The sequence below is a fragment of the Serratia sp. 506_PEND genome (assembly GCF_001076875.1).
Taxonomy (GTDB): domain Bacteria; phylum Pseudomonadota; class Gammaproteobacteria; order Enterobacterales; family Enterobacteriaceae; genus Serratia; species Serratia marcescens.
Map to the genome: position 1 here is coordinate 1 of NZ_JVEL01000515.1, position 16,288 is coordinate 16,288.

A 16,288-nucleotide genomic window follows, 5' to 3' on the forward strand; every position below is an offset into this window, starting at 1 on the left:
AGCCGCAGCAGGTTCGGCGGGTTGCCGGGAATGGTCAGCAACGCTTCGCCTTCGGCGTCGAGGCGCGGCACCGCGTTCAACAGACCGATGGAGTACGGGTGGCTCGGCTGGTAGAACACCTCGCGCGCGCTGCCGTATTCCATGGTGCGGCCGGCGTACATCACCAGCACCTTGTTGCAGATGCCGGCCACCACGCCCAGATCGTGGGTGATCATGATGATGGCGGTGTTGAACTCACGCTTGAGCTCGTTGAGCAGCGTCATGATCTGCGCCTGAACGGTCACGTCCAGCGCAGTAGTCGGCTCGTCGGCGATCAGCAGCTTCGGCCGGCACAGCAGCGCCATGGCGATCATCACGCGCTGGCGCATACCGCCGGAAAACTCGTGCGGATACATGCGCATGCGCTTGCGCGCTTCCGGCATTTTCACCGCGTCAAGCATGCGTACCGACTCTTCAAAGGCTTCGCTTTTGCTCATTTTCTTATGCAGCATCAGCACTTCCATCAGCTGTTCGCCAACGCGCATATACGGGTTGAGCGAGGTCATCGGGTCCTGGAAGATCATCGAGATCTCTTCGGCCCGCAGCTTGTTGAGCTGGTTTTCCGGCAGGTTGAGGATTTCGCGGCCGTTGAATTTGGCCGAACCGCCGATGCGGCCATTGCTGGCCAGCAACCCCATCAGGGCGAACGCGGTCTGCGATTTGCCGGAGCCGGATTCGCCGACGATGCCCAGCGTTTCACCGGCGCGCAGATCGAAGTTCAGATCGTTCACCGCCGTCACGTCGCCGTCCGGGGTGGAGAACGTGACGCGCAGATCTTTCACGTCCAGCAGCGGCGACGCTTTAACGCCGACGGCGGTTTGCAGTTGTGGATGTTCAATGGTGCTCATGGTGGCACTCCTTAACGATCTTTCGGGTCGAGGGCGTCACGCAAGCCATCGCCGATAAAGTTGAAACAGAACAGAGTGACTACCAGGAAACCCGCCGGGAACAGCAGCAACCACGGTGAAACTTCCATTGAGTTGGCGCCGTCGCTGAGCAATGCGCCCCAGCTGCTCAGCGGCTCCTGCGTGCCCAGCCCCAGGAAGCTGAGGAAGGATTCGAACAGGATCATGCTCGGCACCAGCAACGAGGCATACACCACCACCACGCCGAGCACGTTCGGCACGATATGCCGCAGCACGATGTTGCGCGTGGAGACGCCGCACACCAGCGCCGCTTCGATGAACTCCTTGCGCTTCAGACCGAGGGTTTGGCCGCGCACGATACGCGCCATGTCCAGCCACGACACCATGCCGATCGCCACGAAGATAAGCAGGATATTCTGGCCGAAGAAGGTCACCAGCAGGATCACGAAGAACATGAACGGGAAGGAGTTGAGGATCTCCAGCAGGCGCATCATCACCGAGTCGATCTTGCCGCCCAGATAGCCGGACATCGCGCCGTACAGGGTGCCGACGATCACCGCCACCAGCGCCGCCGCCACGCCGACCATCAGCGAGATACGCCCGCCGATCGCCACGCGCACCAGCAGATCGCGCCCGGAGGAATCGGTGCCGAAATAGTGCCCCGATTCCAGGCTTGGCGCGGCGGACATCATCGCCCAATCGGTATCGTCGTAGGCGAATTGCGACAGCATCGGCGCCAGCACCACAAACAGCGTGATCAGCGCCAGGATGAACAGGCTGCTGACCGCCGCGCGGTTGTGCATAAAGCGCCGGCGCGCGTCTTGCCACAGGCTGCGCCCTTCCACTTCCAGCTTCTCGCTGAAGTGTTCCAGAGCTTCGCTGTTCTTTTTAGTCAACATCATTCGCGTGCTCCAGATTAATAACGGATTTTCGGATCGATGACCGCATACAGCACATCGACGATCGCGTTGAACAGAATGGTCAGAGCGCCAACCAGAATGGTCAGGCTCAACACCAGGGAGTAGTCGCGGTTCAGCGCGCCGTTAACGAACAGCTGGCCGATCCCCGGCAGACCGTAGATGGTTTCGATCACCATCGAACCGGTGATGATCCCGACGAACGCCGGGCCCATGTAGGACAGCACCGGCAACAGCGCCGGCTTCAGCGCGTGGCGGAAAATGATGCGACGCATCGGCAAGCCTTTGGCGCGCGCGGTGCGGATGAAGTTGGAGTGCAGCACTTCAATCATCGAGCCGCGCGTGATACGGGCGATGCTGGCGATATAGGCCAGCGACAACGCCACCATCGGCAAGATGATGAACTTAGGCGCGCCGCCGTTCCAGCCGCCGCCCGGCAGCCATTTCAACGTGATGGCGAAGATCAGCACCAACAGCGGCGCCACCACGAAACTGGGTATCACCACCCCGGTCATGGCGAACCCCATCACCGTGTAGTCCCATTTGGTGTTCTGGTTCAGCGCGGCGATCACGCCGGCGCTCACGCCCAGCACCACCGCCAGCAAAAACGCGGCCAGACCGAGTTTAGCGGAGACCGGGAAAGAGCTGGCCACCAAATCGTTGACCGAATAATCCTTGTATTTAAAGGACGGGCCGAAGTCTCCCTGCGCAAGCTGCGCCAGATAATGACCGTACTGTTTCCAGATCGGGTCGTTCAAATGGTATTTGGCTTCGATATTCGCCATGACTTCCGGCGGCAATGCGCGTTCCCCGGTAAATGGACTGCCGGGCGCCAGGCGCATCATGAAGAATGAGATGGTAATAAGGATAAATAGTGTCGGGATCGCTTCCAATAAGCGACGAAATATAAATTTAAGCATTGCCCTAACCCTGTGCGACAGCCTGATGACGGCTTATTATTCTCAACATGGGCCGGCGGCCTGCGCCGCCGGCTCTTACCGTATCAATGCTTGATGATGTACAGGTTTTTGTCGTACACGTTATCAAGCGGGTCTTTGCCGGTGTAGCCACCGACGTAAGGTTTCACCAAACGGGCGTTCACGTAGTAATACAGCGGAACGATGGCGGAATCTTTATCCAGCTGAACTTCCGCTTTCTGATACAGCTCGGCGCGCTCGTCTTTGCTCTTCGCGGTCAACACGTTGGCCATCAGCTTGTCGAACTCGGCGCTCTTGTAGTGCGGGGTGTTACTGCTGCTGTCGGACAGCATCATGTTCAGGAACGAACTCGGTTCGTTGTAGTCGGCGCACCAGCCGGCGCGCGCCACGTCATAGGTGCCCTGATGGCGGGTATCTAGGAAGGTTTTCCACTCCTGGTTCACCAGCTTCACGTCCACGCCCAGATTTTTCTTCCAGATGGAGGCGGCGGCGATCGCCAGCTTCTTGTGCAGATCTGACGTGTTGTACAACAGGGAGAAGGTCAGCGGTTTACCCGGGCCGTAGCCGGCGTCGGCCAGCAGTTTCTTCGCCACTTCGTTGCGTTTTTCCTGCGTCCAGCCGAACCACTCCGGCGCGGTCAGCTTGGCGCCGTCGGTGTAGGGCGGCGTAAAGCTGTAGGCCGGCAGATCGCCCTGATTTTTCACCTTGTTGACGATGATGTCGCGATCCATGCCCAGCTTCAGTGCTTCACGCACGCGCGCATCGGTGAACGGCGCCTTCTGGTTGTTGATTTCGTAGTAATAGGTGCACAGATAAGGATCGACGTGCACCTCTTTCGGGATCTCTTTCTTCAGCTTCTGGAACAGTTCGATCGGCATGTTGTTGTAGGTCATGTCGATTTCACCGGTGCGGTAGCGGTTAACGTCGGTCACTTCCGACGAAATAGGCAGGAACGTCACTTTATTGATGATGGTTTTGGCGTTATCCCAATATTCCGGGTTGCGTTCCAGTACGATGCGTTCGTTGACAATCCAGTCTTTCAGTTTGTAAGCGCCGTTGCTGACGTAGTTGGCCGGCAGCGTCCACTTCTCGCCGAATTTCTCCACCGCGTCTTTGTAAACCGGCTTCATGGCGTAGTGCGGGGTCATTTCAACCAGATAAGGCACCGGCTCGCTCAGAGTCACCTGGAAGGTGTGGTCGTCGATGGCCTTCACGCCCAGCGTCGACTTGTCTTTTTTGCCGGCGATGATGTCATCAACGTTTTCCACATGGGCGTACTGCAGGTAGCTGGCGTAAGGCGACGCGGTTTTCGGATCCACTACGCGCTGCCAACTGTAGACGAAATCTTGCGCCGTCACCGGCTTGCCGTTGGACCATTTGGCGTCTTTGCGCAGGTGGAAGGTCCAGACTTTGAAATCCTTGTTATCCCAGCTTTCCGCGACGCCCGGCACGATGGAACCGTCCGGGCTGTTGTTCGCCAGGCCTTCCATCAGATCGCGGGTCACGTTGTTTTCCGGCACGCCCTCGATTTTATGCGGGTCAAGCGACTGCACTTCGGAACCGTTGTTTTTGACGATTTCTTGCTTGTCGGCCAGTTGCACGCCTGCAGGAACGTCGGCGGCAAAGGCGGAGGTGGTTGCTGTGATGCCCAGCGCGGCGATGACGCCGGCGGCAATGAGCGTTTTCTTCGTGATGTTGGTCATACTTATCGACTCCAGTTTTTATTATCACAGGCTCTTCGTGGAACCTGCGTTGCCCGTAAGCGGACTCTGTTTCCCGCCGCCGCGGAACGAATGCGGCGGCCGGCCTTCCCTATATTCCTCCGCGAACTAGCGAGAGGAATACCCCTTTTACTGCTTGATAATGTACAGATTTTTAACGTCGGTATAGTCCAGCGGATCTTTGCCGGTGAACCCGCCTACCGTCGGCTTAATCAATCGCGCGCTGACGCGGTAATACACCGGGATCAACGCGGAGTCTTTGTCCAGCTGCGCTTCTGCCTGCTGATAAAGCGCGGCGCGCGCGGCCTCATCCGGCGCCTTCAGCGTGGCGGCCATGATGGCGTCGAACGCCGGGCTCTTATAAAACACGGTATTGATGCTGCTGTTGGACAGCACCAGGTTCAGGAACGCGCTGGGCTCGTTGTAATCCCCGCACCAGGTGGCGCGCGCCACGTCGTATTGCCCCTGATGGCGGCTTTCCAGCGAGGTCTTCCACTCCTGATTGCGCAGCGTGACGTCGGCGCCGAGGTTCTTTTTCCACATCGACGCGGCGGCGATCGCCTGCTGTTTGTTTTGATCGGAGGTGTTGTACAGCAGCGAGAACTTCAGCGGCTTGGCGTCGCTGTAACCCGCTTCCGCCAGCAGTTTCTTGGCTTCGGCGTTGCGCTGTTCCTGGCTCCAGCCGGCCCACGCGGGCGGCGTAAAGTTGGCGCCTTCCGTAAAGGTCGGCGTGAAGCTGTAGGCCGGGATCTGCCCCTGGCCCATGATCTTGTTGGCGATGATGTCGCGATCCAGCGTCATCTTCACCGCCGCACGCACCCGCGGATCGGTGAACGGCGCCCGCTGGTTATTGAGTTCGTAATAGAAAGTGCACAGATATGGGTTAACGTGCAGTTGCTCGGGCACTTCGCGCTTCATTTTGACGTACAGGTACGGCGGGATCGCGCTGTTGGTAATATCGATCTCGCCGCTACGGAAGCGGTTGACGTCGCTGACTTCGGAAGCGATCGGCAAGAAGGTCGCCTGATTGATCACCGTCTGCTTGTTGTTCCAGTAGCTCGGGCTGCGCTCCAGTACGATGCGCTCGTTCACCACCCACTCTTTCAGGCGGTAAGCGCCGTTGCCGACGAAGTTGGCGGGCAGCGTCCATTTATCGCCGAATTTCTCCACTACCGCGCGTTTCACCGGTTTGAGCGACGTGTGGCTCAGCATGCTGATGAAATACGGCACCGGCTCGCTCAGCGTCACCTGCAGCGTCTGGTCGTCCAGCGCCTTGACGCCGAGGGTCTGCGGAGGCTTCTTGCCGGTCAGGATGTCGTCGATATTGTCGACTTTGGTGTATTGCAGGTAGCTGGCATAGGGCGAGGCGATTTTCGGATCGGCCAGACGCTGCCAGCTGTAGACGAAGTCTTGCGCGGTCACCGGACTGCCATCGCTCCACACCGCGCCGGGGCGCAAGTGGAAGGTCCATTGCTGATAATTCTGGTTTTCCCAGCTCGCCGCCGCCGCCGGCACCACATGCCCGTTGGCGTCGGTGCTCACCAGCCCTTCCAGCAGGTTAAGAATGATATTGCTTTCCGGTACGCCCTCGACCTTATGCGGATCCAATGAAGCCACTTCGCTGCCGTTGTTGATCACAATATTCTGCTGCTGCGCCAACTGAACGCCGGCCGGCACTTCCGCCGCCAAACTGCTATTTATGGCGCCGACGCTCAGCGCGCCGCTAATCAACAAGGTCAAAGAAGTGCGCTTCAGGGTTTGCTGCATAATCGAGGCTCCTTTTCACCGACAAGCATCGCTTATCGAAGTTTGTGAAGTGTTTATAAGAATTCTAAATAAACGGATACCAGCAAAAATCATTCCCGTTTTTATGGCGCATTTCAGTTAATTGACCACGGGAAAGTTGCTCGGAAATTAGCAGAAGCCAAATTCCATAGCCAATAAATTTTACGAAAATGTTAAGCAATTCTCTTTTATCGCACGAAGCCCGATCCGGCCCCCAAGCTCGGGGACGCGGAGAAACAAAATCATCGCTATGATTTTAAAGAAAAAAAAGACAAAATCATTTCATTTGAAACCATCAACGCAATCTCATTACCGCACAAAGAAACATTCAGTTAACAATCCAGACATTCAAAGAACAAACACCTGCCTATGGTCGGTTAATCACTAATAACACCTGGATGAAAGTGAGACAAGCCCCACAGAATGATGTGATTAATTTAACAACAGCTTTACCGTTGAGCGGGGGCAAAACGCGCGGAAATGGGGGAGGAAAAGTGTCTGAAATAACGCTTAGCGTTTTTTTTGCACAGCAACATGAGATTTATGCAACATAAGAGTGCAACCGCATAAATTTTATTCATCCTGTGCACTATAATAATGCGAACCAATAAATAATTTAAACTTTAAAATTAATTTTAGCCGCGCCAAGGCGAAAGGTGCGCGGCTAAACAAAGGGTATTACAACAGGCCGGGGAATATCGCCTTAATGCCGGTAACGATAAACTCGATCCCGAGCGCCATCAGCAACAGACCCATGATACGGGTGATCACGTTGATGCCGGTCTGCCCAAGCAAACGCACCAACAGCGGCGCGGCGCGGAACAACAACCAGCAGCAAAAGGCGAACAAGGCGATCGCGACCGTAAAACCGAGCAGGCTTTGCCAGTTGTGATAACGGGAACTCCACACGATGGTGGAGCTGATCGCCCCCGGCCCCGCCATCAGCGGCAGCGCTAACGGCACCACGCCGATGCTCTCGCGGATCGCGCTCTCCGATTTTTCCTGTTTGTTCTGTTTGTCTTCTCCCAGCTTGCCGCTGATCATCGACATGGCGATGGTCACCACCAGAATACCGCCGGCGATGCGGAACGAATCGATGGAGATGCCGAACATCCGCAAGATCCCTTCGCCCAGGAACAGCGATGTCCACAGAATAATGGCGACCGACAGGTTGGCGGTCAGGTTGGTTTTATTGCGCCCTGCTTCCGCCTGGTAGCTCGTCATGCTGATAAACACCGGCAAGATACCCACCGGGTTGACCAGCGCAAACAGACCGACAAAGAACTTGATAAAGCCGGAAAGATCCAACAGAGATTGGCCCACAGATGGCTCCGCGTTAAGTGCTATAAAAAGGTGTGCTGCCTATGCGCGCTAATGTAATGGAATTGCCGCGGGTAATCCATCCGGCCAGAGCAGCATTTTTGACTACCAGCAAGTTAGGCAACAAAACAAATGCCCTTTGTTAAAGTGATGTATGGCCTTTTGATTTTTTATGTTGAAAAAAGAGTCATCGATCACAGTTATTGATAATCACTCTCAACATCGCCAAGCTGAAAGGTGTCAGCTTGCACTTTTCATGATTTAGATCACAAATCAACTACCCAACAGTGGGTAAGCTCTTAGTCGTAGCCAGGGAGTAGAACAAAGTCGGTGGCAATCCAGCCGGTTCCGTTCTCTTCACTGCCTGCCCCTCCGGTTGGCGTAGGGTAAAGCTCTTTAAGCAAATCAGCAGCATGCGAAGAAATAACGCGGGAAAGCCCCGGTATTCGAATCACCGTTTATTCCCGTTATGACTATACTAGTGGCTCGCACGGCTTATTTACTGAAAGAGTTTAACATTATCAGGAGAGCATTATGGCTGTAACGAATGTCGCTGAACTGAACGAGCTTGTCGCACGTGTCAAAAAAGCCCAGCGCGAATATGCCAACTTCACTCAAGAGCAAGTGGATAAAATCTTCCGCGCTGCCGCCCTCGCCGCTGCTGATGCCCGTATCCCGTTGGCCAAAATGGCCGTGGAAGAATCCGGAATGGGTATCGTCGAAGACAAAGTGATCAAAAACCACTTCGCTTCCGAGTACATCTACAACGCCTATAAAGATGAAAAAACCTGTGGCATCCTGTCTGAAGATGACACTTTCGGTACCATCACCATCGCCGAACCTATCGGCCTGATTTGCGGTATCGTTCCTACCACCAACCCAACTTCTACCGCGATCTTCAAAGCGCTGATCAGCCTGAAAACCCGTAACGGCATCATCTTCTCGCCGCACCCGCGTGCGAAGAATGCCACCAACAAAGCCGCCGATATCGTTCTGCAAGCCGCTATCGCCGCCGGCGCGCCAAAAGACATCATCGGTTGGATCGACCAGCCTACCGTCGAGCTGTCCAACCAGCTGATGCACCACCCTGACATCAACCTGATCCTCGCCACCGGTGGCCCGGGCATGGTGAAAGCCGCCTACAGCTCCGGCAAACCGGCCATCGGCGTCGGCGCCGGCAATACGCCGGTCGTGGTAGACGAAACCGCAGATATCAAACGCGTGGTCGCCTCTATCCTGATGTCCAAAACCTTCGACAGCGGCGTTATCTGCGCTTCCGAACAGTCGGTCATCGTCGTTGACGCTATCTATGATGCGGTACGCGAACGCTTCGCTTCCCACGGCGGCTATCTGCTGCAGGGCAAAGAACTGAAAGCGGTGCAGGACATCATCCTGAAAAACGGCGGCCTGAACGCGGCCATCGTCGGGCAATCCGCACCGAAAATCGCCGAAATGGCAGGCATCAAAGTGCCGGCCAACACCAAAGTGCTGATCGGTGAAGTGAAGCTGGTCGACGAGTCCGAACCTTTCGCACATGAAAAACTGTCGCCTACCCTGGCGATGTACCGCGCCAAAGACTTCGAAGACGCCGTCGCCAAAGCCGAAAAACTGGTCGCCATGGGCGGTATCGGCCACACGTCCTGCCTGTACACCGACCAGGATAACCAAACGGCTCGCATCGCCTACTTCGGCGATAAAATGAAAACGGCTCGCATTCTGATCAACACCCCGGCTTCTCAGGGCGGTATCGGCGACCTGTACAACTTCAAACTCGCGCCTTCGCTGACGCTGGGTTGCGGTTCCTGGGGTGGTAACTCCATCTCTGAAAACGTCGGACCTAAACACCTGATCAACAAGAAAACTGTAGCGAAGCGAGCAGAAAACATGTTGTGGCATAAACTTCCGAAATCGATCTACTTCCGCCGTGGCTCGCTGCCTATCGCGCTGGAAGAAGTGGCGACCGACGGGGCGAAACGCGCCTTCATCGTGACCGACCGTTTCCTGTTCAACAACGGCTATGCCGACCAGATCACCAAGGTTCTGAAGTCTCACGGCATCGAAACCGAAGTGTTCTTTGAAGTGGAAGCCGATCCGACGCTGAGCATCGTGCGCAAAGGCGCCGAGCAGATGAACTCCTTCAAACCGGACGTCATCATCGCGCTGGGCGGCGGTTCGCCGATGGACGCCGCGAAAATCATGTGGGTGCTGTACGAACATCCTGAAACCCACTTCGAGGATCTGGCGCTGCGCTTCATGGACATCCGCAAGCGTATCTACAAGTTCCCGAAAATGGGCGTGAAAGCGAAAATGATCGCCATCACCACCACCTCAGGCACCGGTTCGGAAGTCACGCCGTTCGCCGTCGTCACCGACGACACTACCGGGCAGAAATACCCGCTGGCCGACTATGCGCTGACTCCGGACATGGCGATTGTCGACGCCAACCTGGTGATGAACATGCCGAAATCCCTGTGCGCCTTCGGCGGTCTGGATGCGGTCACCCACGCGCTGGAAGCCTACGTCTCGGTGCTGGCGAACGAATACTCCGACGGCCAGGCGCTGCAGGCGTTGAAACTGTTGAAAGAGTATCTGCCGGCCAGCTATAAAGAAGGCGCGAAAAACCCGGTTGCCCGTGAACGCGTGCACAACGCCGCCACCATCGCCGGTATCGCTTTCGCCAACGCCTTCCTCGGGGTTTGCCACTCCATGGCGCACAAGCTGGGTTCGGAGTTCCACATTCCGCACGGCCTGGCCAACGCGATGCTGATTTCCAACGTCATTCGCTACAACGCGAACGACAACCCGACCAAGCAGACGGCCTTCAGCCAGTACGATCGCCCTCAGGCGCGCCGCCGCTACGCTGAAATCGCCGACCATCTCGGCCTGAGCGCGCCGGGCGACCGCACCGCGCAGAAGATTGAGAAACTGCTGGCCTGGCTGGACGAGTTGAAAACCGAGTTGGGCATCCCGACTTCCATCCGCGAGGCGGGTGTGCAGGAGGCGGACTTCCTGGCGAAAGTCGACAAGCTGTCGGAAGACGCGTTCGACGACCAATGCACCGGCGCCAACCCGCGCTATCCGCTGATTGCCGAACTGAAGCAAATCATGCTGGATACCTTCTATGGCCGCGAATTCAGCGAAGCGGTCGACGAGGAAGCGGCAGCTCCGGCTGCAGCCAAAGCCGCGGTAAAGAAGCCCAAGAAATAACGGTTTCGTAAACCGATAAAAAAACCCGCCAAACGGCGGGTTTTTTATTGCGCCGGAGGCGCTGCATTTCGACTCACGCCGCCAAAACGCCTCAGCGGGCTTTGGCGGCGTTTTCTCCCCTATTCCAGGGAGTGAATCGCCTCTTTATAATGCTTGCGGCAGACGGAGACATAGCTCTCGTTACCGCCAATCACCACCTGCTCACCGGCGTGCATCGCCTGGCCGTTTTCATCCAAACGCAACACCATATTGGCTTTGCGCCCACAGTGACAGATGGTTTTCAATTCCACCAGCTTATCGGCCCAGGCCAGCAAATATTGGCTGCCGGTAAACAGCTCACCGAGAAAATCGGTACGCAGGCCGTAGCACAATACGGGAATGTCCAGTTGGTCCACCACATCGCACAATTGCTCAACCTGCGCCTTGGTCAGGAACTGGCTTTCATCCAGCAGCACACAATGCACCGGCTGCTGTTGATGCTCTTGCTGAATCATGGCGTACAGCATCGAGTCGTTGTTATAGAGCTGGGCCTGCGAGGATAAACCGATGCGCGAGCTGACCTTACCTACGCCAAAGCGGTGATCGATCTCCGCAGTGAACACCAGCGTGCGCATACCACGTTCTTGATAGTTATATGAAGACTGTAGCAGCGCGGTGGACTTGCCGGCATTCATCGCAGAGTAATAAAAATAAAGTTGAGCCATGGCCCCGCAACTCCGATGGTATAAGAAATATTCAAATGTCGATTAGGACGGTAAGTGTACCATAAGCCGCCCCCAGGCTCAGCCCAAAGCGAACGAATATTGCGTTCGCCGTAATAATGCGCTTTCAAGCGAAACATATCGTTCTGTCGGCCCGTTCCTTTTACAGCTATTTACAGGATAATGTATGCCTGTCATCACTATTAATTCTTGCTAATGGTTAACCGTGATCATTTGCCCATTAATGCATAATCACGGTTTCACCGCGGCGGGTGCCGCAACCGCAACGGCGCGCCAGTCTATTATACTCGGGGCCAATACAGGGCATTTAATCACCTTCGCTGTCCCCGACGTTTCCTGACGCAATCTTTACCTATATACCCCTATTGTTTACAATGTCTGCCTAGCCATGACGTGATTAAGCCCACAGAACCCATTGTAATATTGATATAAATTACGGCGATAACTTATCGATGAAAGCCTTGCGACACGCGCCTTTTAAAGCATGCCTGTTGAAATTTTGACTTAAGTGCGACAAGGGTAATAGTTAACAGCCCTTCCTATATTAGTCGGACAGATCCGATTAACGGTTTTTTAAAAGGTAAATTTGAGTATTCAAGTCAATTTGGCTATTGCAGAAAAGAAAATAGCGCTCTATTATTATCGAGACGCCCCCCACCAATATAATTTGAGACTAGGACAATGAGCGAAGCATTAAAGATTTTGAACAACATCCGCACTCTGCGCGCCCAGGCAAGAGAATGCACACTGGAAACGCTGGAAGAAATGCTCGAGAAACTGGAAGTTGTTGTGAACGAACGTCGCGAAGAAGACAGCCAGGCTCAAGCAGAAATCGAAGAACGCACCCGTAAACTGCAGCAATACCGCGAAATGCTGATTGCTGACGGTATCGATCCGAATGAACTGCTGCAAACCATGGCTGCCAACAAGGCTGCCGGTAAAGCAAAACGCGCAGCACGTCCTGCTAAATACCAATATAAAGACGAAAACGGCGAATTGAAAACCTGGACCGGCCAAGGCCGTACTCCTGCGGTGATTAAGAAAGCTATCGAAGAGCAAGGTAAATCTCTGGACGATTTCCTGCTGTAATAGCGATTCGGCCCGTATCTGAAAGGCTCCCTGCGGGGGGCCTTTTCATTTTAAAGCTTATCGACGTGATCCTGCCTCATCCCTTTCCTTTTAGTAAATATCCTAATTCGCATTTTGTTCCTTGCATGAGGTTCCAGCGTAAAAAAAGGGCCCTAAGGCCCCTTTTTCGCATATACCCTCGTTCAATTATTGAACCTGGTAGAATGCCTTATACCAATCAACAAAGCGCTTCACACCCTCTTCAACGCTGGTTTCCGGCTTAAAACCAATGTCACGATAAAGCTCTGCGGTATCCGCGCTGGTATCCATCACGTCGCCAGGTTGCATTGGCAGCATATTCTTGCGGGCAGTTACCCCCAAAGCCTGCTCCAACGCCGTGATATATTCCATCAGTTTAACGGGGGTGTTATTGCCGATATTATAAACATGATACGGCGCGGAACTGGTCGCCGGCGATCCCTGTTCAACGGTCCATGACGGATCTGCCTGCGGAATAACCGCCTGCAGCCGCACAATCGCCTCGGTGATATCATCAATGTAAGTAAAGTCACGGTGCATTTCACCGTGGTTATATACATCGATGCTCTCCCCCGCCAATATGGCCTTGGTAAACTTGAACAGCGCCATATCCGGACGCCCCCAGGGACCATATACGGTAAAGAAGCGTAGCCCCGTCGTCGGGAGACCGTATAAATGAGCGTAACTGTGTGACATCAGCTCATTGGCTTTTTTGGTTGCCGCATACAGTGACACAGGGTGGTCGACAGAATCTTCGGTAGCAAACGGCAACTTGCGATTGAGGCCATAAACAGAGCTGGAGGAAGCGTAAAGTAAATGCTCGACCTTATTATGACGGCAGCCTTCCAGAACGTTCAAATGACCGATCAGGTTAGCGTCCGCATAAGCCAACGGGTTGACCAGCGAATAACGCACGCCGGCTTGGGCACCCAAATGAATGACTCGTTGGAACTGATGCTCGGCGAACAATGCCGCCATGCCCTCACGATCGGCCAAATCCAGCTTGATGAAGCGGAATCCCGGCTTATCCGCCAGCCTGTCCAGACGGGCCATTTTCAGGCCCACGTCATAATAGTCATTCAGGTTATCGATGCCGACAACCTGATGCCCGGCGGTCAACAAACGCTCTGCAACGTGATAACCAATAAACCCTGCGGCGCCTGTAACCAGGAATTTCATGCCCACTCCTTAAATAACCGGTTTAATCGAGGCACCGCGGCCAATCGCATAGTAGGTAAAGCCGCGATTCGCCAAACGCTCAGGATCGTACAGGTTACGTCCATCGAAGATCACCGGCTGTTTCAACGCACTCTTGATCACATCGAAGTCCGGCGCGCGGAAATTCTGCCATTCGGTGCAGATCACCAGAGCATCGGCGCCATGCAACGCAGCCTCTTTGGTACCCATCAGCTTCAGGTCGTCGCGCTGGCCATAGATGCGCTGAACTTCGTTCATCGCTTCCGGATCGTAGGCCTGGACGGTGGCGCCGGCAGCCCACAGCTGCTCCATCAGCACACGGCTGGACGCTTCACGCATGTCATCGGTATTCGGCTTGAACGCCAGGCCCCACAGTGCGAAGGTTTTGCCCTTCAAATCGCTGCCGAAATAGTCTTTGATAAAGCTGTTCAGCTTGTCTTTTTGTTGGTAGTTGACCTGCTCTACCGCCTGCAACAGCTTCGGTTGGTAACCGATCTGCTCCGCCGTGCGGATCAGCGCCTGAACATCTTTCGGGAAGCAAGAACCGCCGTAGCCACAACCAGGGTAGATGAAGTGATAACCGATGCGTGAATCGGAACCGATGCCCTGACGCACTTTCTCGATGTCCGCGCCCAACATTTCCGCCAGGTTGGACATTTCGTTCATAAAGCTGATTTTGGTCGCCAGCATGCAGTTGGCGGCATATTTGGTCAGCTCCGCGCTGCGGATATCCATCATGATCATACGATCGTGATTGCGGTTAAACGGCTCGTACAGCTCGCGAATAGGCTCGATCACCTCTTTATTATCGGTACCGATAACGATGCGCTCAGGGCGCATGCAGTCAGCCACCGCAGCGCCTTCCTTCAGGAATTCAGGGTTGGACACCACGTCAAACGGCACGTTGCTGCCGCGTTCTGCCAGCGTTTCCGCCATCACCTGACGCACTTTGTCCGCCGTGCCGACCGGCACGGTAGATTTGTCGATCACCACTTTGCGATCGGTCATGTGCTCGGCGATGGTGCGCGCCACTGCGGTGACATATTTCAGATCGGCGGAACCGTCTTCATCCGGCGGCGTACCGACGGCGATAAACTGGATATTCCCGTGCGCCACGCCCGCTTTGGCATCGGTGGTGAAATGCAGGCGCCCGGCCTCATAGTTTTGCTGTACCAGCGGCGTCAGGCCCGGTTCAAAAATCGGGATATTCCCTTTTTTCAGGTTCTCGACTTTTCGCTCGTCAACATCGATGCACATAACGTCATGGCCAACTTCAGCCAGCACGGCGGCCTGTACCAGCCCCACATAACCAATACCAAAAACTGTTACTTTCATGTGAAAATCCTAGTTTTTCAAATTAAGACGAAAGATCAAATCACTTCTTGTCAGCGGCAACAACCTGCTGCAGCCACTGAGAAAACTCTTTGCCCAGGCTGGCATGACGCATGCCGTACTCCACGAAGGCCTGCATGTAACCCAGTTTGTTACCGCAGTCATGGCTCACGCCTTTCAGGTGATACGCTTCCACCGTTTCCTGCTGCATCAGCATTTCGATGCTGTCAGTCAGCTGAATTTCATCGCCGGCGCCTGGAGGCGTTTTCGCCAACAGCGGCCAAATATCGGCGGACAACACATAACGACCGACAATCGCCAGGTTGGAAGGGGCTTTATCCGGCGACGGTTTCTCAACCACGCTGACCATCGGCGCGCTTTCGCCCGGTTGCAAATCAACGCCCTTACAGTCGGCTACGCCGTAGTTTCCGACATCCTTATGCGGCACGGGTTCAACCATGATCTGGCTGACGCCGGTGGCTTCGAAGCGCTGCAGCATTTCATGCAGGTTGTCTTTTTTCGGATCGGCGCTGTATTCGTCGAGGATCACATCCGGAAGCACCACCGCGACCGGTTCATCGCCCACCATCGGGTAGGCACACATAATCGCGTGCCCCAGGCCTTTGGCATTACCCTGACGAACCTGCATCACGGTAACGCCTTTCGGGCAGATCGACTGCACTTCGTCCAGCAATTGGCGCTTGACGCGTTTTTCCAGCATCGCTTCGAGTTCGAAACTGGTATCAAAATGGTTTTCGATCGAGTTCTTGGAGGAGTGGGTGACCAGCACAATCTCGTTAATCCCCGCCGCAATGCACTCATTGACGACGTATTGGATCAGAGGTTTATCAACCAGCGGCAGCATTTCTTTCGGAATGGCTTTGGTGGCCGGCAACATCCGCGTACCCAAGCCTGCAACCGGGATCACGGCTTTTCTGACTTTGCGATTTACAGCAGGCATTATTTCCTCTCTTAAAGCTAAAGCGCTCATTTTATGAGCTTGGGCTCGATATAAAAAAACCTTCGGAGTATACCAGCTTATGCGCGCCGAGCATTAACCAGAACACAAATAGAAAACATTTAGGACTATTACCCGTTCGGATAATCCGGAGAATAAATAAACGGTTTAATTACAGA

Annotated in this window: 12 protein-coding genes; 2 read left to right on the plus strand and 10 right to left on the minus strand. The window is 54.9% G+C overall.

Features of this window, described 5'->3' with window-relative positions; genetic code table 11:
* From oppD to ADK28_RS21300, 6 genes are all read right to left on the minus strand, one after another.
* Positions 1-887: oligopeptide ABC transporter ATP-binding protein OppD (gene oppD / locus ADK28_RS21275; RefSeq protein ID WP_048796595.1), on the minus strand; the 887-nt coding region annotated here is incomplete at its 3' end.
* Between the two features lie 11 nt (positions 888-898).
* On the minus strand, positions 899-1,807 hold the full coding sequence (gene oppC, locus ADK28_RS21280; RefSeq protein WP_048796596.1) for an oligopeptide ABC transporter permease OppC: 909 nt from the start codon (positions 1,805-1,807) through the stop codon (positions 899-901).
* Between the two features lie 14 nt (positions 1,808-1,821).
* Positions 1,822-2,742: an oligopeptide ABC transporter permease OppB gene (gene oppB / locus ADK28_RS21285; protein ID WP_048796597.1), complete on the minus strand. Its 921-nt coding sequence runs from the start codon at positions 2,740-2,742 to the stop codon at positions 1,822-1,824.
* A gap of 83 nt (positions 2,743-2,825) precedes the next feature.
* Positions 2,826-4,463: an oligopeptide ABC transporter substrate-binding protein OppA gene (gene oppA, locus ADK28_RS21290; protein ID WP_016927494.1), complete on the minus strand. Its 1,638-nt coding sequence runs from the start codon at positions 4,461-4,463 to the stop codon at positions 2,826-2,828.
* A 147-nt stretch (positions 4,464-4,610) separates the two neighbouring features.
* The gene (locus tag ADK28_RS21295) at positions 4,611-6,248 is read right to left on the minus strand and encodes an ABC transporter substrate-binding protein (protein WP_048796598.1); all 1,638 of its coding nucleotides are present in this window, start codon (positions 6,246-6,248) and stop codon (positions 4,611-4,613) included.
* Between the two features lie 696 nt (positions 6,249-6,944).
* Positions 6,945-7,589 carry a YchE family NAAT transporter gene (locus ADK28_RS21300; protein ID WP_015378089.1) on the minus strand — a complete coding sequence of 215 codons (645 nt, stop codon included), beginning with the start codon at positions 7,587-7,589 and terminating at the stop codon, positions 6,945-6,947.
* 531 nt (positions 7,590-8,120) lie between these two features.
* On the opposite strand from ADK28_RS21300, the gene adhE reads away from it, so the two are divergent.
* Complete coding sequence (adhE, locus tag ADK28_RS21305) at positions 8,121-10,793, plus strand: bifunctional acetaldehyde-CoA/alcohol dehydrogenase (RefSeq protein WP_016927492.1); 2,673 nt, start codon at positions 8,121-8,123, stop codon at positions 10,791-10,793.
* A gap of 119 nt (positions 10,794-10,912) precedes the next feature.
* Here adhE and ADK28_RS21310 read toward each other — a convergent pair whose 3' ends face one another.
* Positions 10,913-11,497: a thymidine kinase gene (locus tag ADK28_RS21310; RefSeq protein WP_015378091.1), complete on the minus strand. Its 585-nt coding sequence runs from the start codon at positions 11,495-11,497 to the stop codon at positions 10,913-10,915.
* A 699-nt stretch (positions 11,498-12,196) separates the two neighbouring features.
* On the opposite strand from ADK28_RS21310, the gene hns reads away from it, so the two are divergent.
* Complete coding sequence (gene hns / locus ADK28_RS21315; RefSeq protein ID WP_004932170.1) at positions 12,197-12,604, plus strand: histone-like nucleoid-structuring protein H-NS; 408 nt, start codon at positions 12,197-12,199, stop codon at positions 12,602-12,604.
* Positions 12,605-12,790: 186 nt separating this feature from the next.
* On the opposite strand, the gene ADK28_RS21320 is transcribed toward hns, so the two are convergent.
* From ADK28_RS21320 to galU, 3 genes are read right to left on the minus strand one after another with little or no spacing between them, the layout of a single operon-like run.
* On the minus strand, positions 12,791-13,801 hold the full coding sequence (locus ADK28_RS21320) for an NAD-dependent epimerase (RefSeq protein ID WP_033640117.1): 1,011 nt from the start codon (positions 13,799-13,801) through the stop codon (positions 12,791-12,793).
* 9 nt (positions 13,802-13,810) lie between these two features.
* The gene (locus ADK28_RS21325) at positions 13,811-15,154 is read right to left on the minus strand and encodes a UDP-glucose dehydrogenase family protein (protein ID WP_048796599.1); all 1,344 of its coding nucleotides are present in this window, start codon (positions 15,152-15,154) and stop codon (positions 13,811-13,813) included.
* Between the two features lie 40 nt (positions 15,155-15,194).
* Entirely contained in the window at positions 15,195-16,112 is a 918-nt protein-coding gene (gene galU / locus ADK28_RS21330) for a UTP--glucose-1-phosphate uridylyltransferase GalU (protein ID WP_015378094.1), read from the minus strand.
* Positions 16,113-16,288: the final 176 nt, after the last annotated feature.